18 protein-coding genes are annotated in these 19,498 nt (G+C 46.3%); all 18 read right to left on the bottom strand.

Annotated elements, in window-relative coordinates:
- Nucleotides 1–140 precede the first annotated feature (140 nt).
- The 18 genes from LCF57_RS03050 to dapA all read right to left on the bottom strand — a co-directional run bounded on the left by LCF57_RS03050 (nt 141) and on the right by dapA (nt 19,482).
- Nucleotides 141–890: a regulatory protein RecX gene (locus LCF57_RS03050; protein WP_225999381.1), complete on the bottom strand. Its 750-nt coding sequence runs from the start codon at nt 888–890 to the stop codon at nt 141–143.
- Between the two features lie 210 nt (nt 891–1,100).
- Complete coding sequence (gene recA, locus LCF57_RS03045; protein WP_025719904.1) at nt 1,101–2,162, bottom strand: recombinase RecA; 1,062 nt, start codon at nt 2,160–2,162, stop codon at nt 1,101–1,103.
- 239 nt (nt 2,163–2,401) lie between these two features.
- A complete protein-coding gene (locus LCF57_RS03040) occupies nt 2,402–3,670 on the bottom strand; it encodes a competence/damage-inducible protein A (RefSeq protein WP_225999380.1) in 1,269 nt (422 codons plus the stop codon).
- Between the two features lie 94 nt (nt 3,671–3,764).
- On the bottom strand, nt 3,765–4,352 hold the full coding sequence (pgsA, locus tag LCF57_RS03035) for a CDP-diacylglycerol--glycerol-3-phosphate 3-phosphatidyltransferase (protein ID WP_225999379.1): 588 nt from the start codon (nt 4,350–4,352) through the stop codon (nt 3,765–3,767).
- A gap of 209 nt (nt 4,353–4,561) precedes the next feature.
- Entirely contained in the window at nt 4,562–5,053 is a 492-nt protein-coding gene (locus LCF57_RS03030; protein ID WP_007430096.1) for a YajQ family cyclic di-GMP-binding protein, read from the bottom strand.
- A 146-nt stretch (nt 5,054–5,199) separates the two neighbouring features.
- Nucleotides 5,200–5,364: a hypothetical protein gene (locus tag LCF57_RS03025; RefSeq protein WP_225999378.1), complete on the bottom strand. Its 165-nt coding sequence runs from the start codon at nt 5,362–5,364 to the stop codon at nt 5,200–5,202.
- A gap of 83 nt (nt 5,365–5,447) precedes the next feature.
- Nucleotides 5,448–6,545 (bottom strand): helix-turn-helix domain-containing protein, encoded by a 1,098-nt coding sequence (locus LCF57_RS03020; RefSeq protein ID WP_225999377.1) that lies wholly within the window; start codon nt 6,543–6,545, stop codon nt 5,448–5,450.
- 30 nt (nt 6,546–6,575) lie between these two features.
- Nucleotides 6,576–7,349 carry a DUF3388 domain-containing protein gene (locus tag LCF57_RS03015; protein WP_025719896.1) on the bottom strand — a complete coding sequence of 258 codons (774 nt, stop codon included), beginning with the start codon at nt 7,347–7,349 and terminating at the stop codon, nt 6,576–6,578.
- A 228-nt stretch (nt 7,350–7,577) separates the two neighbouring features.
- Nucleotides 7,578–7,832 carry a DUF3243 domain-containing protein gene (locus tag LCF57_RS03010; protein ID WP_225999376.1) on the bottom strand — a complete coding sequence of 85 codons (255 nt, stop codon included), beginning with the start codon at nt 7,830–7,832 and terminating at the stop codon, nt 7,578–7,580.
- Nucleotides 7,833–7,934: 102 nt separating this feature from the next.
- Entirely contained in the window at nt 7,935–8,702 is a 768-nt protein-coding gene (gene ymfI / locus LCF57_RS03005) for an elongation factor P 5-aminopentanone reductase (protein WP_225999375.1), read from the bottom strand.
- Nucleotides 8,703–8,722: 20 nt separating this feature from the next.
- On the bottom strand, nt 8,723–10,003 hold the full coding sequence (gene yfmH, locus LCF57_RS03000; protein WP_225999374.1) for an EF-P 5-aminopentanol modification-associated protein YfmH: 1,281 nt from the start codon (nt 10,001–10,003) through the stop codon (nt 8,723–8,725).
- Between the two features lie 3 nt (nt 10,004–10,006).
- Nucleotides 10,007–11,287: an EF-P 5-aminopentanol modification-associated protein YfmF gene (yfmF, locus tag LCF57_RS02995; protein WP_225999373.1), complete on the bottom strand. Its 1,281-nt coding sequence runs from the start codon at nt 11,285–11,287 to the stop codon at nt 10,007–10,009.
- A 159-nt stretch (nt 11,288–11,446) separates the two neighbouring features.
- On the bottom strand, nt 11,447–12,289 hold the full coding sequence (gene sleB / locus LCF57_RS02990; protein ID WP_225999372.1) for a spore cortex-lytic enzyme: 843 nt from the start codon (nt 12,287–12,289) through the stop codon (nt 11,447–11,449).
- A gap of 226 nt (nt 12,290–12,515) precedes the next feature.
- Nucleotides 12,516–15,185: an FtsK/SpoIIIE family DNA translocase gene (locus tag LCF57_RS02985; RefSeq protein ID WP_225999371.1), complete on the bottom strand. Its 2,670-nt coding sequence runs from the start codon at nt 15,183–15,185 to the stop codon at nt 12,516–12,518.
- A 103-nt stretch (nt 15,186–15,288) separates the two neighbouring features.
- Nucleotides 15,289–15,501: a YlzJ-like family protein gene (locus tag LCF57_RS02980; protein ID WP_068496308.1), complete on the bottom strand. Its 213-nt coding sequence runs from the start codon at nt 15,499–15,501 to the stop codon at nt 15,289–15,291.
- Nucleotides 15,498–16,346 (bottom strand): ClpP family protease, encoded by an 849-nt coding sequence (locus LCF57_RS02975; RefSeq protein ID WP_225999370.1) that lies wholly within the window; start codon nt 16,344–16,346, stop codon nt 15,498–15,500. The genes LCF57_RS02980 and LCF57_RS02975 overlap by 4 nt, the downstream gene beginning before the upstream one ends.
- Before the next feature lie 228 nt (nt 16,347–16,574).
- On the bottom strand, nt 16,575–18,254 hold the full coding sequence (locus tag LCF57_RS02970; RefSeq protein WP_225999369.1) for a ribonuclease J: 1,680 nt from the start codon (nt 18,252–18,254) through the stop codon (nt 16,575–16,577).
- Nucleotides 18,255–18,600: 346 nt separating this feature from the next.
- Nucleotides 18,601–19,482 carry a 4-hydroxy-tetrahydrodipicolinate synthase gene (gene dapA, locus LCF57_RS02965; protein ID WP_225999368.1) on the bottom strand — a complete coding sequence of 294 codons (882 nt, stop codon included), beginning with the start codon at nt 19,480–19,482 and terminating at the stop codon, nt 18,601–18,603.
- Nucleotides 19,483–19,498 lie beyond the last annotated feature (16 nt).

Below are 19,498 nucleotides of genomic sequence, written 5' to 3'. Positions count from 1 at the left end.
TTCATATATATTTTATTATTTGACAAATGGCATTGTCAAGGGAATGCAAACTTTAGTAAGTTGCCGTGTTGTTTCCATGTAATAACCTGCTTGCCCTGACCAGTCAGGTCATCATCCGATGAATGACCGACAGTTAACAACTATTCATCCCACTGCGATAATTCCTCGTCTTCATAAGTTCCGTTTTGCTCAGCCGCAGTGAGATGATTGACTACTCGGCGTGTCATGTCACCCGAGTATCCGCGTCTCATGAGAAAAGGATACGTTTTCCGTTTTTTCTCCGTCACATCACCGCGTACCTGTTCCCATTTCTTACGTCCAATAACTAAAGCGCTCTCCCACTCTTCGTTATCGGTGATCTCTCCTAAAGCTTCCCCGATAGAGGCTTTTGAGATGCCCTTCTGACGAAGCTCCTGCCTTACCCACATCTTCCCCTTACGTTGGCTCGTTATACGCTGCCTTGCCCACTGGCGGGCGTACAAATCATCATCCACGAGCCGTTCCCTTTCCAGTCGCGCCAACACTTCATCTATAACAGCCTGATCCAGTTCCTTTTGCACCAATCGCTGTGCAATTTCCTGGCGTGTACGCGGCTTTCGCCCCAAATAATGGAGCGCATATACGTAACCCTGCTGCTTTTCATCTACTAGAACGATATCTTCCAATTCTTTTTTGTCGAACGCCGTTCCTTTAAACATATTGTACTTGATCATTACATCTTCTAACACGGACAGTGAATACGGGCCGAAATGAATGATATATCTTCCTCGTTTGCGCCCCTGTCCCTGCTCCACCTTGGTAATCATCAATTCTTCGTTATCCGGAAAATGAGAAATACCTTGCTGCTCATTTTCTTCCGAGGTATATTCATCTTCATTCTGCAATTGCAATGTGCTTCCCTCACTTTGAAATTCACGAAGGCAAGCTGAGAGCGCCTGCCACGCAAAAGTTAGATTCCACTGACAGAACAGGCCGCGTTCGATGCAAAAATGCCCTGCACAACTGTGCAGGGCATCAGAATTATGCTATTCAAACGGACTGTGCCATAATCCCCAGGCTACAGTTCACATGACAGAACAGAAACCAAGATTCAGCCAAGCTTATTCAAGCTCTAGCAATTCCTGCTCTTCTTTAGCTTCCTTCGCCAACTCTTCTTCTGTCGGTGGAGCAACCGTCGTAATTAAATTACTCGCCACCCGAATTTTTTGCTCGATTGTGCTAGCAATGTTCGGATTTTCCTTCAAAAATTGCTTCGCATTCTCACGTCCTTGACCAAGGCGCTCGCCCTCATAGGAATACCAGGCTCCGCTCTTGTCGACAATGTCATGCTCCGTACCGATGTCGATCAAGCTACCTTCTTTGGAAATACCCTCACCGTACATAATGTCCACTTCAGCCTGACGGAAAGGAGGGGCAACTTTATTCTTCACGACTTTAATACGTGTGCGGTTACCCACGATGTCGTTACCCATCTTCAAGCTTTCAATACGGCGGACATCCAAGCGTACTGTTGAGTAAAACTTCAATGCACGTCCACCTGGTGTGGTTTCAGGGTTACCGAACATAACGCCTACTTTTTCACGCAGCTGGTTAATAAAGATAGCAATAGTTTTCGATTTATTAATGGCTCCAGACAGCTTACGCAATGCCTGCGACATCAAGCGAGCTTGAAGACCGACGTGGGAATCCCCCATTTCGCCTTCAATCTCTGCCTTCGGCACAAGTGCCGCTACAGAGTCAATGACGATAATGTCTACCGCTCCACTACGTACAAGAGCTTCGGCAATCTCCAGCGCCTGTTCTCCTGTATCTGGTTGTGATAGTAACAGCTCATCAATATTAACACCGAGCTTGCTCGCATACGACGGATCAAGCGCATGCTCGGCATCGATAAAGGCGGCTTGTCCGCCTGTTTTTTGCACCTCTGCGATAGCATGAAGAGCTACTGTCGTTTTACCGGATGATTCCGGTCCATAAACTTCAATAATCCGGCCTCTTGGAAAGCCGCCCGTTCCTAACGCAATATCCAAAGCAATTGAACCACTGGGGATCGTTTCCACTTGCATATGAGTGGACTCTCCCAACTTCATAATGGAACCTTTACCGAATTGCTTTTCTATTTGACGGAGCGCCATATCCAGCGCAGCACGACGATCTGACAATAAACTCACATCCTTCATTGTTTGTACTTTAATAATACCTTGTTTTGACACGCTTGCCAAGCATTTTTTCGAACATACATTCGTTTTTTTACTCAGTTGGTTCTCTACTATAATTGCACCCGTCTCTTAAAATAAAAAAAGAACCGCAGGCAAAAGGCTTTGCAACGGTTCTTCCGATAGTATAATTATATCATGAATGGTCTATCAAAAACAACTCTATGATTCGCACTGTCTCACCATTAAGAGAGCTTCTCGTTCTCCACCAATCTGCGCCACAATCTGTACAGGATTGCTTTGACAGATCGCAAACGGATTGTTTCACGGTTTCCGCTCAGATTCAGCTCATATACTTCCGTTTCCTTGTCCCGTTCAGCAATGCCGATGTATACCAAGCCTACAGGCTTCCGTTCGGAAAATCCAGGTCCGGCTACACCTGTGACTGAAAGTCCGAAATCGCTGTCCATGACCATTCTTGCCTGCTCCGCAAGCACAAGGGCCACTTCCTTGCTCACTGCGCCGGGCGCTTGATCCCCTTCCAAATAATCATGAGGAACGTTGAGCAGCTTCATCTTCATTTCATTGGAATAACACACGATGCCACCTTGAAACATAACAGCGCTACCCGGCACGGAAGTAATGTGCTCCATCAGCATCCCGCCTGTACAGCTTTCCGCAGCACTAACAGTTAGCCCGCGTTTGGACATCAAGTCCACGATGACCTTCTCCAGCGTAACATCCTCGCTTGCATACATGTGTTCGGAAAGACGTTGTTGAATTTCTGCTTCCGTAGCCGTCAGCTTGATTAACGCTTCGCTTTCACTAGCCGCCTTGGTGGATATGCGGATCGTGACTTCCCCTTCCTTGGCATAAGGAGCAATAGTCGGGTCCGTCTGGGATTGAATCAGATCTAGGAGTCGGGTTTCCAGCGCAGACTCACCAATCCCTGCAAATTTTAGCATTTTCGAATAAATCGGCATTTCTTTACCGCTTAATGCCTGTTGAAGCAGCCAAGGCTTCGCTTGATTTTCAAACATCGGTTTAAGTTCCTTAGGAGGCCCAGGTAAAACCACATAAAATTTACCATCCTGTGCAATTGCATCGCCTATAGCCAATCCTGTCTCATTTTCAAGCGGGGTAGCCCCTTCAATAGAAAGCGCCTGACGGCGGTTGTTCTCGGTCATTTCTACCCCACGGTTGCGGAAAAACTGTTCGAGCTTGTCCATGGCAAGACGATCTATGTGCAATTTCCGTCCGAGTACAGCAGCTATCGCATCTTTTGTCAAATCATCCTGAGTTGGTCCCAAACCACCGGAAAACAAAATAATATCCGCACGCTTCTGAGCCAGTCGTACCGCTTCCTGAAGCCGATCCATGTTATCGCCAACTACAGTCTGAAAATATACATCAATTCCGATTGCGGCTAACTCTTGTGACAAATATTGAGCATTTGTGTTCACGATTTGTCCAAGCAATAGTTCTGTTCCTACTGCGATAATTTCAGCTTTCATTGTCTTTTCCTCCTGTACTGCAAATGTTGTGGGAATTATGTAAAGAAACAGCAATAAGTATGGTTCTATTGCTGTTCCCTTAAATTTTATCCTGTTAAACTTTGGAGGAACTCAGCAAATGGATATTCTTCACAAAGTAATCTATACCCGAATAAATGGTAACTAACGCAGCCGCCCACATCGCTATTAAATCGAACGGAACACCCAGAAAAACAAACGGGAAATTATTAATGAGCAGCGCTACAATGGCAACAATCTGAATAATCGTCTTTAATTTGCCCCAGTTGCTTGCAGCGACCACTGAACCGTCCAGCAAGGCAATCTGACGCAGACCCGTAACCGCGAACTCACGGCTAACAATCACAACGACAATCCACGAATCAATCTTACCCATTTCTACCAAAGAAACCAAAATGGCGGTTACCAACAGCTTATCAGCAAGGGGGTCCAACAGCTTGCCCAAATTGGTGACCATGTTATTCTTACGGGCCAAGTATCCGTCAAGACCATCCGTGCTGGCTGCTATGAGGAAAATGATAGCCGCTATCAGCTGATTGTACGGCAACTTAAAAGCTCCGATCTCAATCGGCGGCGGATAAAAGTCAAAGTCCACCAGCAAAGCCAGCATCATCACCGGAATAAGGCAAATCCGCGTAATTGTAATTCTGTTGGGTAAATTCACAACACACTCTCCCCTAATTATCGTACTTGATTACAAATGGCAGTTTTCGGATTGAATTCAATCCTATGTAAATCGCTTCCGACAAGCGCTATACACCTGAATTGTCTGCATTTCGTTACAAGTATAATATGGTGCAAAACGCATGTCAAAATAACCTGCCCCACATCAAGCAACGTTTTTTCCTACACAAAGCATGAGGGAAAACGGCTTTATTTCATGTTCGTAAATTGGAGCTCCAATGGCAAATCAGCTTTACGCAGCAATTGAATGATCGCCTGTAAATCATCCCTGCTTTTTCCGGTCACGCGAATTTGATCACCTTGAATCTGACTTTTCACTTTTAGCTTGGAATCTCGAATCAGAATGTTAATTTTTTTGGCATTATCCTGGTCAATCCCCTGCTTGAGCGTAAGACGTTGGCGTACTGAACCCAAAGAAGCTGGTTCCAGCTTGCCAAACTCCACATTTTTAAGAGACAATCCCCGCTTGACCATTTTAGATTGTAAAATATCAATAACCGCATTCAGCTTGTATTCGTCTTCCGATGCAATCGTAAGAGCTTCTTTTTCAAGCTTTAGGCTACTTTTACTCCCCTTGAAATCAAACCGTGTTTCAATTTCACGCTCCGTCTGATGAACTGCATTCGTTAACTCCTGCATATCCATTTTGGAGACGATATCAAATGAATTTTCTGAAGCCATCGTTTCACTTCCCTTTCCACAACAAAGTTCAATATCTAATTATAGGCTAGTCATTTACAAAAATCCAATAATCCGCTCACTAAAAAGGCGTTCTTGCCAGTTTCTCTGACAAAAACGCCTTTATTTCATTCCACGATTCAACATGTCTAATGGTGAACGCGGGTTGAAGTTCGGAACATATCCAAAACTCCAAGCACAATGTGAGCAAGACCAAAGCCCAGTATGCCATAGCCCCAAGCACTCGGTGTCAGATAATAGCCAAGTAAACTGACAATTATCCCCAGCCCAGTCACGATCCAGCTAACGGTCATAACGTATACACCTCACTTTGCGGAAAATAAAATGACTGGCATCCCAAAATTACAGTCATTAGTATTTACTCGCATGAAGGTGTCTATTCGCCGTTCGTAGTTGTGGAGTCTGTACCGCTTGGCGCTGAATCCGTATTACTACCTGTCGTCGAATCCGTAGATGAACCCGCCACACCGGCACTCGTTCCGGTAGAAGAAGTTTCTCCTTGCTGTATCAGTACACGAGTAGTCGATTTGTTATCAGTTATCGGCTGACCAGCTACGGAAATATCTGTAGCAGAAGAACGTCCTGATTTGATATATAAACCCTCCGGACCAATGTCAAAGGACATGACATCCCCGCTTTTAGTCATACCATAGCTCAGCTTTTCACCACGGGAGTTTTGTCCCTTGTACACCTCAAGCCAGCTTTCGCCCGTTGCTTTAATATCAACCTTGACCGTGGCCCCAGTCGCACTAGAGACCTTGAAAATCGTCGTTTTGCCTTGCTTGCCGTCCTGTGCCACAGTTACACCTTGTTGTGGCGTAGTCGTATTCGGCTGCTGGCTGTTGTCAGGTGAAGTTCCATTGGGATTATCAGTTCCCGTACCACCTGGCTGAGTCTGTCCTGTTTGTCCTGTATCAGAGGTTTGCCCGCCACCGCCGTTAGGAGCCGTCGTTTGGCTATTATTATCCGGCTGGGCTGGTGTTGTGTCCTGCGGTTGCGTCGTAGTTCCACCCTTCGTAGTGTCAGGAGTAGACGAACTTGGTGTTGTGATCGGTGTTGTGTTTTCTGCTGTTTTTGGAGCTGAATGATTGTTGCTCACCCAATAAGCATAAATAACCCCAACAATAAGAACTAGAAAAAGCCACATTAACGCGGTAGGCAACCACTTAAGATTCCCAATTGTAGCGGGACGGCTAGAGCGTTTCTGTGTAACAGGCTCCATAACCGCTTCTGGTTCTGGTTCAGGTACATTGCTTTGATGTCCTTCCAAAATTTCATCAGGATTTAAACCGACCGTTTCGGCGTAAGTTTTAATAAAAGCTCTGACATAAAAGCTTCCCGGCAGCACTTTGTAATCGCCCGTCTCAATGGCTTCCAGATAACGTTTGCGTATCTTCGTCATTTCCTGAACATCGTCAAGGCTCAATCCTTTTTGCAGCCGGGCCTCCTTTAATTGCTGACCCAGTTCTGACATGTCATCATCTCCTTGTATAATTACGCTTTTTTAAAGCTCTTCTGTATAACTGGCTGTAAAGGTATCATAGATAATTTCTTCAGCCGGATTATTGCGAAGTTCAATAATGAAATTAAAATCGTCAAAGCTGTATCCCGATTCACGCACAAATACGTCAGGATGCTCAATTACTTTGGTGCTTGGCATGCTCATTATTTCCTGAAGCAAGTGATAATGTCTTTCATTTGATCGAATCGTACTCACAATCCCGTCAATAATAAACACATTGTTCGGGTTCATTTCCTCTTCGGAAAGCTGACTACGCACCGTCTGACGCAGAAGCGTCGAGGATACAAAAGTCCAGCGCTTCATGGCGCATACGCTACTGGCAATAATAGATTCCGTTTTACCTACACGCGGCATTCCACGAAGGCCAATGACCTGATTGCCGTCCCTCTTTAATACTTCACCCAAAAAATCGACCAGCAACCCAAGCTCATCGCGAGTAAAGCGAAATGTTTTACGATCATCCGAATCCCGGTCAATGTAACGGCCATGTCTTACTGCCAATATATCGACTAGTCTCGGAGCACGCAAGGCCGTGACTGTAATGTTGCTGGCCTTTTTCAACGTGTCTCCGAGTATGCGTATTTTCTCATCATCGTCCGTTTCCAGTAACATTCCCCGTCTTTCGCCTTCAACACCATTGATCGTCAGTATATTAACCCCCAGAATACCAAGCATGGAAGCAATGTCCCCTAGCAGTCCGGGTCGATTTTTATGTATCTTGTACTCCATGTACCACTGTTTCGTTTCCTCCGTCACGTTAGCACCTCATTCAGATTCAAACCATCAAAAATTCCAATCAAAGCATTATTGTATCATAAAATAACAACATTCGACAAAACCAATTATTGAGACCTGAAAGGTCTCCATTGAGTTGTATGCTTCAATCACGTTTATGATATATAAATTACAATGGAATTACAAGAACAGGTCTGTAACCATTACAGAAAAGCCCCCCAAAAGGGAGCTTTTCATGTGGATTCCTGCTTATACGTTGCTTTTGGCTAATTTGACCATTAACCGGGCGATGGTGTGACGCTCATTTTCATCGGCAACTTCCCACAGTTCTTTCAGTGCGCGGTTGGAATGGTTGGCTGGATCGACCTTCTCATCCAGAAAATCACCAATTTCATAAGCAAGCTCTGCAATGGTATCCTGACTGATTCCCAGCTTTTCCGCTTGCTCAACGCGCTGACCGAGGAACTTTTTCCAAACATCAAAATCCTTGACAACTGTTGACATGCTTAAATCCTCCTTAGATGATTCAGATTTAAAATCAACAGTTGTAATATTCTCTTCTCAGACGCTTACTATACTGGTGGATTCCTCCAAACGCTGTTTTCCTTAAGTCACCCATCCTCCATTAGGACTTATGACCTGACCATTTATATAACCTGACTCAGGAAGTGCGAGAAAATATACCAGGGACGAAATTTCATCAGGTCGAGCCAATCGCCCGGCAGGAATTTCTTCTTCCAAACTGGTAATTTCCCCCTCATCCAAATGATCCAGCATCGGGGTATCCACTGCACCCGGAGCTACAGCATTTACTGTTACCCCGGAAGGTGCAACCTCTTGAGCCAGCGCTTTCGTGAAAGCGTTAATGCCTCCTTTGGTGGTGGAGTACAGCACTTCGCACGAAGCACCACATATTCCCCACACGGATGACACATTTACAATGCGGCCATAGCGTTGAGAAATCATATGGGGCATAAAAGCCTGCGAGCACAAAAAAGTTCCCTTAACGTTGACGGCCATCACTTCATCCCATTCCGCTTCCGACACATCCGATAGCAGTCCATAATGAGATAATCCAGCATTATTCACCAGAATATCCGGCTTCATTCCGTGATTTTCAAGCTTTTCCCGCATACGTTCGATCTGTTCCTTGCTGCGCAAATCGGCCGACACGGTCATTACCTTGCCCGAATAAACCATACAACGACGGGCAACTTCATTCGCTTTTTCATGGGACTTCATGTAGTGAATGGCCACATTCATCCCTACCGAGGCAAAACGCTCGGCAATAGCCGCCCCAATCCCCCCACTCGCTCCTGTAATCAGCACGGTCGTATCGCCTATGGCTTTTAATGCTCCGTTCTTGGTGGTCATCGGTTCCCTCTCCCTAGACATTACGGACTCACCACCAGAGATATTGCCATTTGATCCCACTGGATATGATTTTTGAGACGGCGATTTACATCCTCTAGTGTAATGCTTTCATAGATCGGAAGCAGCTGAAAAAAATCACTACCCCGAAAACGATGCCTTGTAAATTCGTGCGCGATACTTTCGGGTGAGTTGAGTGTACGCAAATAACCACCAATTTTCTTTTTGCGTGCCCGTTCAAAATGCTCTGCAACAAAGCCGTGCTTCTGGATGGACTCTACCTCTTCACGTATTCGCGCCAGCAACCGATCAGGATCTTTGGTATCCCCGCCGATTGCAGAGAAAGCATACTGAGTCGTACAGTTATATTCATGACCAAAACTGTCCGAAATCAAATCCTCATCATACAGCTTTTGATATAGCTGTGTACTGGAACCGAAAAGGAGTTCAAGCATCAGCTTGGTTTCCAGATCATGACGCAGCAATTCTTCCCCCGTCAGACCAACCTTGGCCTCCTTAAATCCGAACAGCAGCTTCGGTAGAGAAACCGCCAGCTTCACCTCACGACGCGGTTCTGCAACCGTGGTAGGTTCCTCATCAAAAATCCGCTCGATCTCTCCCTGCGGCTTATAGTCTTTTTTCGCCTGATTGTTACGCACCAGCTCTATTACTTCCGCTGGGTCCACCCCGCCGACCACAAAAAGAATCATATTGCTTGGGTGATAAAAAGCTTCATAGCAGCTATACAGCGTTTCCTTTGTAATCGTGCTGATGGATTGAACAGTACCTGCAATATCTATGTGCACCGGATGGACTTTGTATAGTGCTTCAATCAGACCAAAGTAGCTCCGCCAGTCCGGGTTATCCTCATACATATTGATTTCCTGGCCAATAATGCCTTTTTCCTTCTCTACATTTTCATCTGTAAAGTAAGGATGCTGCACAAAATTGACCAGTGTCGTCAAATTTTCCTGAATGCGCTCGGTTGCGGAAAACAGATATACGGTCTGATCAAAGCTCGTAAATGCATTTGCCGATGCCCCATTGGAAGAGAAGGTAGCAAAAATATCTCCCTCAGGCTCTTCAAACATTTTATGCTCCAAAAAATGGGCGATGCCATCCGGTACCTTGATCGGCTGTTGACCTTCCACACGAAAATGATTATCGACTGATCCATATTTTGTCGCAAAGGTGGCGTAGGTCTTCTGAAAACCTGGTTTGGGCAACACATAGACGTGCAAGCCGTTATCCATCACTTCATAGTACAGCGTTTCCTGCAAATGCTCATAAGGTATGTGCTCCACCCGTTATTCCCCCTTCTGGTCTCTCAAAAAATAAATAGTGTCCAGTCGGAACGTCCGGGCGGCATCCTGAACATCCTGCACCTTGACAGCCTCCACCTGGCTCAGCAGCTCATCTACCGTCCGCTCTTTGCCGGAAAGCTGTCTGTTAAAATCATAGGCAATCATTTCAAAAGCGGAGTCCTGCATTTCCTTTAGCAAATTGCGAATCATCGCCTGCGTTTGAGTCATTTCCAGCTCGGTAATTGCTCCATTTTGCGTATCTTCCAATTGCTTGCGAATAATCGTAACCGCTTTTTCATAATTAGGAATTTCAATACCGGATTGAATCGTGCCAATGCCTTTATGACCGTCATAACGCGAAGAGGCATAATAGGCCAGGCTTTCCTTCTCCCGCACGTTGACGAACAGCTTTGAATGCGGATACCCGCCCAAAATTCCATTGTACATCAAAGCAGAAGCATAACGATCATCACCATACGTAATGGGGGTACGCAAACCCATGTTGAGCTTACCCTGATTCACATCAAGACGCTCTACCACCGTTTGAATACCGCGCTCCACCGACTTGGGCTGTTCGGGAACATACCCTGTTTCTGCTGAACGGTTTAACTGAAAATATCGATCAATATACTTCTCAACTTCATCCAGCGTTGTATCTCCCACAACGTATAAATCCATGCTGGCATGATTTAGCCATTCTCCATAAGCCTGATACAAGCCCTGTGCATCTATTTGTTCCAGATCGGATCGCTGGCCGAGAGGGTGCAGACGATAAGGCTCATCTTTACACATTTCATCCATGCAGCGTTCTGCGGCATAACGCATTTTATCGTTAACTATAGATTCCAGCTTCTTCCGAACATTTTCTCGTTCCTGCTGAACATATCCAGTTTGAAAAGCGCCATTTTCCAGGGCTGGTTTTGTTAATACTTCACCGAGAAAAGCAAACGAACGATCCAGCAAGCTGTCCGAGCTGTTTACAAAGCTGTCATTAATCGTATCCATACGAAATTGTACGATCTGATAATCTCCGCGCTTATAAACATCGAATCCAAAGCCCGCGCCATACAATTGCTCTAATTGCTCTCTGAATTGTGTAGTCTGCGGATATGTTTCTGTACCCCGACGCAGTACGAATGGTGTCAATCCTACTCGGGTTACGGTTTCCTCTCGGAGTGGAGTACCTACATACAAAGATATGGCAAACGTCTTAAAGCGTTTGGTCGGCAGTACATGAATCCTTAATTGTCTGCGCGTGCCACGCTCGAAACTTGTTTTGTTCAAGTCCAAAACTCCTTTGTGGCGTCAATTTCGTCTAGCCTTTTATTAGCATGAGCCGCTGTGAATCATTCTCCTGTAAAGAGGTAAAGTGTGCCAATCTTTATTCTAACCATGCAAAAGCCAAGAAGCAACCGGAGACAAGCTTCCGGCTGCTTCGGCGGTCTACATGCAAAAAATATGCTCACCAATCGTCTTCACCTGCGGACGGCTCCAAATCCATTTGGAGGTGGCTGTTTTCGGATTAAAATAATAGAGGCAACCACCGCTTGGGTCCCAGCCGTTCAGTGCCTGACGTACTGCCTTCTGTGCAGTTTCATTTGGCGTGAGCCAGATTTGACCATCAGCTACAGCTGTAAAGGCCCCCGGTTGGAAAATCACCCCAGACGGTGTGTTTGGAAAACTTGGGGATTTGACCCGATTCAAAATAACTGCTGCCACGGCTACTTGGCCTTCAAACGGCTCACCACGGGATTCACCATAGACCGCATTGGCCATAATTTTAAGATCATTTTCAGATAGTCCCATCGTGTTGGCCGATCCCATTGTTTCATCATTTTGATCTTTATTGGCTGTTGTCTGGCCCTGTGCAGAGCCTTGGTTGCTACGGTGCAAAGGAGTTTCCGTAGGCTTCCAATTCGGAGTTGCGTTCACCAGCTTCAATTTTGTTTTCGCTCCGACCACTCCATCCGGACTCATGCCAAACTCCTTTTGAAACCCTTTGACAGCCTTTAACGTACTGCTACCAAAATGGCTGTCCACTTGCCCCCCGAAAAAGCCCAGTAGCTTCAATCGTGATTGCAACTCATAAACATCCTGGCCGTAAGAACCAAAATCAACGGCCGCCGAGCTAAATGTCGGCTGGGAAGGCTGCGCCGCTTGTACTTCCTGTTGTGTGCTCAGCGATTTTACTTGCTCCTGTGCAGATTCATTTTTTAAAAGCCCTGTGTACGTAATAGCCGAGGCTACGAGAATACCCGTGCAAATCCAGACCATTGTCTTTTTCATATGCTGCACTCTACCTTTCTTTTGTGGATTAACAGGATGGCTACGTTTATTATGACAAGCTCCGCTTGAAGCTATTCACCCTTTTAATCTTCTTTCAATAAGCAGGCGCAACACCTGAAAAAACAGCACAAAAAAACGCTGTCTGTACGAATGAAGTTGCCATATTGGAGCAACCATTCAAGAGTACAAACAGCGATTTAATGTCGTTCTAGATAAAGGCGAATGATCAGGAGCTAACTTTATTTTGCTGATATTGCTCTATTGAGATAAGTACCTCCCGAGGCTTGCTGCCCTCGTAAGGGCCAATCACTCCGCGAGCCTCCATGGAGTCAATCAATCGGGCAGCACGTGTATAACCGATTCTCATCCGGCGCTGAAGGAGAGATACGGAGGCCTGCTTGGCTTCCAAAATGATGTTGACAGCTTGATCATACAGCTCATCCAGCATTTCATCCGCATCAGCCGATACCTCTTCCACCTCCGGCACCAGCGTTTCATCATACTGCGCTTCACCCTGTTCACGCACGTAGTTAACGATGTTCTCCACTTCCTGATCACTCATGAACGCCCCCTGAACGCGAACCGGCTTGGAGGCTCCCATCGGCATGAACAGCATATCACCACGTCCAAGCAGCTTCTCGGCTCCGCCCATGTCCAGTATGGTACGGGAATCCACCTGCGAAGAAACGCCGAAGGCAATACGTGAAGGAATATTGGCTTTAATAACTCCGGTGATTACGTCAACCGAAGGTCTCTGCGTTGCAATGATAAGATGAATGCCTGCGGCACGCGCCATTTGGGCAAGCCGGGCAATCGCATCCTCCACATCTCCGGCAGCTACCATCATCAAATCCGCCAGCTCGTCGACAATAACGACAATGTAAGGCAGAAATGCAGCCGGGTTATCTTTCATCAGATTGTTATAGCCTTCTATATTACGTGTTCCTGATTTGGAAAATAACTCGTAGCGTTTTTCCATTTCAACTACAATTTTTTTCAAAGCAAGTGAGGCGCGCTTCGGATCAGTCACGACTGGAGCCAACAAATGCGGAATTCCGTTGTATACGTTCAACTCCACCATTTTAGGATCGACCATTAAGAATTTGACCTCATCTGGCTTCGCTTTGTACAAGATACTTGTAATTATCCCATTAATACATACTGATTTACCCGAGCCTGTTGCTCCGGCTACAAGCAAATGGGGCATCTTGGCTAAATTACCGACAATCGTCTGACCTGCAATATCACGTCCGAATGCAATAGATAAATTGGAAGCTGATTCCTGGAAAACGGTCGTCTCCATTACCTCACGCATCGTTACGATGGAAACTTCATTATTCGGAACCTCAATTCCGATAGCAGATTTGCCAGGAATCGGAGCCTCCATACGGATATCCTTTGCAGCAAGCGCAAGCGCAATGTCATCCGTCAGGCTCACAATTCGGCTGACCTTCACACCAATGTCTGGTTGAATCTCATAACGCGTTACGGCAGGTCCACGGACAACCTCCAGCACCTTCGCCCGCACACCGAAGCTTTCCAGCGTTGCCTCCAGCTTGCGTGCCGTTTGCATGTAATCCTTTTGCCCCATACCTTTGCCCGCATTTTGCGGTTTGGCAAGCAAACGAAACGACGGAAGCTTATACGGTTTAGGCGGCAGTGGAGCAGGCATCGCTGCATCGGCACCTTCAGTCTCTACACCAGTTAAACCGGTTGCAGTCGTCTGAGCTTGTCCTTCAATACCTGCCGTTGTGCTCTGGGCCGCTGGTACATCATCCATATCTGTGTTTACAGTAGCATCCGTGAAGTTATCATCCAGCGGCTCATCATAGACAGAATCCGACTGCTCTGCCCCTGCCAAAGACTCCTCAGATTCAGCTTCTGGTCTTCTTTCCTCATGCTTCACCTGTTCAAAGAAATCCCGAATAATCGGCGACCTTTTCACCGGAGTTGAAGCTTCCTCCTCAGCGTGCTCGACCATATCAGACCGCTCTTCCCCATGATTTACGTTTTTCCAGCGAGATTGTGTAGCCCCAGCTTCATATGGAGGCTCATGATCATCATCCATGTGGGCGGAATGCTCTCCCTTGTCTGCTTTATCAGATTTTTTAAGACCAAACAACTGAAAGAAAATCGGCTGCTTTCGTCCCGGAGGCTGCATTTCTTCAAAGTCATCATCCATATCCTCCTCATACGCAGGAATCGACTCGGACTTAACTTTTCTATTGCCTCTGCCAGATGCCGAAAGTGGAGTAGCTTTACCATTCCACTTTTTTCGTACGCTTCCCCCTGCTGCCAGTAGCTTGGTCCGAACAATCCGTACCAAATCCACATAAGACAGCTGGGTCAACAGCATGAAGCAAATAACAAACATTACAATCATAATCAGCTTGGCTCCTGTAAGCCCAAACAGCCACAACAGAACGGTAAGCTGCAATGCGCCGACATACCCGCCGCTAATATCCTTGTTCAGCATGGAGGTATGACCTTCCTTGTCAGGCGACAGCAACTGCTCACGCATATCTATATGTATTTGGCTCATCACTCCGCCCGGCTGAAGCGCATTAATCGGCCCCAAACGCTGCTCCATGGATGAAATAGAACTCATAAGTGTAAAGGCAAATACCAGTAACAGCAATCCCGTTTTACGTGAGTTCCACTGGTTCGGCCATTTACGGTGAATCATCACCATCAGACCGTAATAAATGCCAATCAGAGGGATAACAAAATAGAATTTTCCCAGTACGAGCCCGAACATCTTGGATAGCGACCGACCAACCGCCGCTTCACCCGATAGCGCAATGACCGCCAATGTAATCAGCACAATGCCGTAAATTTCAAATTTTAGAACTCCGCCAAACACAGCTTTCTTTTTCTTTTTTCTTCTTCTGGACATACAAGGTCACCCCCCAGAAGAATATTATACCACGTCACTCGGTATCCGCACATATGTTCTTTTTCAGCAATAAACGACCTATTTTTGTGTTATTCGACACCTTCTACGACCACTCGATGACTTGCCCTGGCTCATAACGCGGATTCAGGTAGGCTTCCAGCGGGCAGTCCAACAATCGTACAATGATTCCCCGGCGACTTTCGAGCGGCTGTACCTGCATAAGCAAACCATCCACCCGAACCTCTGCAAACCCCTCTGGCTCCTTCCACATACCTTCCCACACCATTTCCATTGGCATTACCGTATATAAGGTCATTGGGGCAGCTCCCCGCTATGCTCACCTGAAAGTGTCCCTGTAGGGCTACCTGTAGCATTGGGTGAAAAAGGAGCAAACGGAGCCTGCTGCTGAGTCCCTGGCATCCCGTTTTGCTGGCGTCGTGTTTCAATGATGGTGTTCAACTGTTTCAGTGCCTCTCCGATGCCACCAACCGCGTCCATCAATCCATATTTTACTGCATCAGCTCCACCAACTGCTGTACCAATATCGCGGTTTAATTCCCCGGTTTTGAACATCAGCTCCTTGAACTTCTCTTCCGTGATCCGGGAATGGGAAACGACGAAGCGCACAACACGCTCCTGCATTTTCTCCATATATTCAAACGTTTGCGGTACTCCGATGACCAATCCGCTCATACGAATGGGGTGAATCGTCATTGTCGCACTCTCGGCAATATAGGAATAGGTGGATGACACGGCAATAGGCACACCGATGCTATGCCCTCCGCCAATGACAATGGTCACCGTTGGCTTGCTCATGGAAGCGATCATTTCAGCAATAGCCAGCCCTGCCTCTACATCACCACCAACTGTGTTCAGCAATATCATTAATCCTTCGATCCGTGGGTTTTGCTCTGCCGCTACCAGTTGAGGAATGATATGCTCATATTTTGTCGTTTTGTTTTGAGGCGGTAAAATGAGATGTCCTTCAATTTGGCCGATAATTGTCATGCAGAAAATATTGGATTCGCTTCCGGGCATGGAGGTTTGTCCCAACTGCTGTAAGGCCTCTATTGCAGGTAAAGCGGGTCTTTGCCCAACTTCGGGTTGATCCGGCGCTTCCGTTTCCTCGTTGCCAGATGATAGGTTGCTGTACTGTTCCATATGGGTGATCTTCCTTTCGCTTTACGCATCTATGTGACCCGTATTCACCCTATAGTATGGGATGGAAATGGAATATTTTATACCCGCCTCCATGCGTTTCCTCAGCCGAAAAAGCCAAAAAAGCCTCTCCACCCGCGGAAACCGTCCAATATTTCCTGCGGGAGAGAGGCGACTGTGTGCCTGTGACTTAAGTTTTTAATTCAGGTTTTCCAACAAATTTCAATTGACTCACACTTCCATTATAATTGGCAGGATCATCGGTCTGCGACGAGTTTGCTCGTACAAGAAGCGACCCAGTGCATCCTTGACATTTGTCTTGAGGGAAGCCCATTCATTTACATTTTCACTCATGAGCTTATGCAATGTACTTGAGACAATACGATTGGCTTCATCCAGCAAGCCTTCCGATTCACGAACATATACGAAACCACGGGAAATGATATCCGGTCCCGATTTAATTGTGCCATCTTGCTTGCTCAGCGTTACAACAACAACCAGAATACCGTCCTGTGACAGCAATTTACGGTCACGCAATACGATATTTCCTACATCCCCTACACCCAGTCCGTCAATTAGCACGTTGCCTGCTGTAACTTTACCAGCTCTGCGTGCTCCGCCGTTCTGAATTTCAATGACTTCACCGATGTCTGTGATGAAGATGTTTTCAGGCTCTACACCTACTCCTTCAGCAAGAAGAGCATGACGGCGCTGCATTCTAAACTCACCATGAATTGGCAAGAAGAATTTAGGTTTCATCAAGTTCAACATCAGCTTGAGTTCTTCCTGGCTTCCGTGTCCAGAAACGTGGATTCCCGGGTTAGCTGCGCTGTAGTATACATTGGCACCTAAACGGAACAATTCATCAATTGTGCGACCCACATATTTTTCATTACCAGGTACCGGAGTAGCTGCGATAATGACCGAATCTCCTGGGAGAATATCCACTTTACGATGTGTGGAACGAGCCATTCTTGTCAAAGCGGACATTGGCTCACCCTGACTACCTGTGCAGAGAATAACTACGCGATCTGCTGACATTTTGCCAACTTCTTCAGGCTCGATCAGCATTCCGTCTGGAATTTCCAAATAGCCCAGATCAGAAGCAATTCCTACGACATTAACCATGCTGCGACCGATAACCGTCACTTTACGCCCTGTCGCTTCCGCAGCATTAATAACCTGCTGAATGCGGTGTACGTTGGAAGCAAAAGTTGCTACAACCACACGTTGTCTGGATTTACGGAAAATATCTTCCAACACGATGCCAACGCTCTTTTCCGAAGGTGTAAAACCCGGTTTCTCAGCATTGGTACTGTCTGACAAAAGAGCCAGTACGCCACGTGCACCGATTTCAGCCATACGCTGTAAATCTGCATATTGTCCGTTAACCGGAGTATGATCAAACTTGAAGTCACCTGTATGAACAACAGCACCTTCAGGAGTATCAATGCATACACCTACAGAATCCGGAATACTATGGTTTGTTTTGAAGAATGTGGCCTTCAGCGTGGAGCCCAACTTAATTTCGGAATCAGCATTGATCAAAATACGTTTGGTTTCGCCAAGCAGATTCGCTTCCTTCAGCTTGTTCTCCACCAATCCCAGCGTCAATTTGGTACCATATACCGGTACATTCAAATGTTTCAGCACGTAAGGCAAACCGCCAATATGGTCCTCGTGACCATGAGTCAGCACTATGCCTCTTACTTTGTCGCGGTTCTCTGTAAGGTAGGAAATATCAGGAATAACGATATCAATACCAAGCATGTCCTCTTCCGGGAATTTCAGACCGGAATCCACCACGACAATATCATTGCCGTATTGAATGACATACATATTTTTCCCGATTTCACCGACGCCGCCCAAAGCGAAAATCATCAATTTATCGTTGTTTGTTTTTTTAGACAAATGAATCTAAACCTCCTATGGTAGTTGGACGTCGTACCTTGATTTGTTTATTTAATTTTCAAAAAAATACCGCACCCAGTCACTTGACCTCATTATACATGATTAAATTACGAAAAAACAAGTCATCCTGTCCGTTACGCTAGGTTTCCCATCGCCGCCTAAAAGCATTAGTCCAGTCCATTTATCTAGATGGATGATTAAAAGCACGACAAAAAGGGCGTTCCATTAGAACGCCCCTCATGCCGAAGGATCTTGTCAGACCATAAGCTTTCTCGGTTTTGCTGCTATCGATTGCCTCTAACAATATACTCCTACTATGAGTCATCTCTCACTGCGAGATCTTCATTTATCGAATAAATAACTTCTTAATAAACTCCGCTTCCTCCTCGGTAGGAGGAATAAGCGGCAGCCGAACCGAACCAACCTTAACATTCCGCAACTCCAATGCGTATTTTACGGCGACCGGATTAGGCAGAGGATGAGGACAGCCAAACAAGCCTTTGAAAACCGGGAACAACTGCTGATGCAACTTTGTTGCCTCCTGCGCGTGCCCTTCAACAAGTGCATCGATCATCTGCTTCATTTCTGCGCCTACCACGTGGCTGGCTACGCTGATAATACCATATGCGCCTACAGCCATAGCAGGTAGTCCGGACGCGTCATCCCCTGAATAAACTACAAATCCTTCTGGGGCTGCCGCTGCAATCTGTGTAACCTGCGCGAGTGATGCACATTCTTTGGTCCCCACAATGTTCGGGATTTGTGCGAGACGCAGCGTCGTTTCAGCTGTCAGACTCGCTGCGGTACGGCTTGGAACATTATACAATATAGCCGGAAGGGAAGTGGAGTTCGCTATGCTTTCAAAATGCCGGTACATCCCTTCCTGATTCGGTTTGTTATAATAAGGCACTACCAGAAGCACACCGTCTGCTCCCGCCTGCTCCGCAGCACGGGTCAGGTGAATGGAATGACGTGTATTATTGCTTCCAGTTCCGGCAATAATTTTACATCGCCCGGCTGCTTTTTCTACAACAAATGCAAATAGCTTGATTTTTTCATCATCACTCAGAGTAGGGGACTCGCCTGTTGTCCCTGATACGACCAGTGACTCTGAATGTTGTTCTGCTATTAAATAGTCAATCAACGAGGACAATGCAGCCCAGTCAATCTCTCCTTGCTGATCAAAAGGTGTCACCATTGCGGTAATCAGTCTGCCGAAGTTCACCATGCTGCCTCCTTTTTTT

Origin of the sequence: Paenibacillus sp. BJ-4 (genome assembly GCF_020404765.1) — a bacterium.
GTDB lineage: Bacteria > Bacillota > Bacilli > Paenibacillales > Paenibacillaceae > Paenibacillus.
This window is presented reverse-complemented; position numbering and strand designations above follow the sequence as displayed.

Excerpts from the sequence above, each read along its gene's own strand:
- LCF57_RS03010 (WP_225999376.1), bottom strand. The coding sequence starts at position 7,832 with ATGTCAACAGTTGTCAAGGATTTTGATGTTTGGAAAAAGTTCCTCGGT.
- LCF57_RS02975 (WP_225999370.1), bottom strand. The coding sequence starts at position 16,346 with ATGGAACAGTACAGCAACCTATCATCTGGCAACGAGGAAACGGAAGCG.
- sleB (WP_225999372.1), bottom strand. The coding sequence starts at position 12,289 with ATGAAAAAGACAATGGTCTGGATTTGCACGGGTATTCTCGTAGCCTCG.
- LCF57_RS03030 (WP_007430096.1), bottom strand. The coding sequence starts at position 5,053 with ATGGCTTCAGAAAATTCATTTGATATCGTCTCCAAAATGGATATGCAG.
- LCF57_RS03025 (WP_225999378.1), bottom strand. The coding sequence starts at position 5,364 with ATGACCGTTAGCTGGATCGTGACTGGGCTGGGGATAATTGTCAGTTTA.
- LCF57_RS03040 (WP_225999380.1), bottom strand. The coding sequence starts at position 3,670 with ATGAAAGCTGAAATTATCGCAGTAGGAACAGAACTATTGCTTGGACAA.
- dapA (WP_225999368.1), bottom strand. The coding sequence starts at position 19,482 with ATGGTGAACTTCGGCAGACTGATTACCGCAATGGTGACACCTTTTGAT.
- LCF57_RS02980 (WP_068496308.1), bottom strand. The coding sequence starts at position 15,501 with ATGACCTTATATACGGTAATGCCAATGGAAATGGTGTGGGAAGGTATG.
- LCF57_RS03020 (WP_225999377.1), bottom strand. The coding sequence starts at position 6,545 with ATGTCAGAACTGGGTCAGCAATTAAAGGAGGCCCGGCTGCAAAAAGGA.
- ymfI (WP_225999375.1), bottom strand. The coding sequence starts at position 8,702 with ATGACCACCAAGAACGGAGCATTAAAAGCCATAGGCGATACGACCGTG.
- LCF57_RS02985 (WP_225999371.1), bottom strand. The coding sequence starts at position 15,185 with ATGTCCAGAAGAAGAAAAAAGAAAAAGAAAGCTGTGTTTGGCGGAGTT.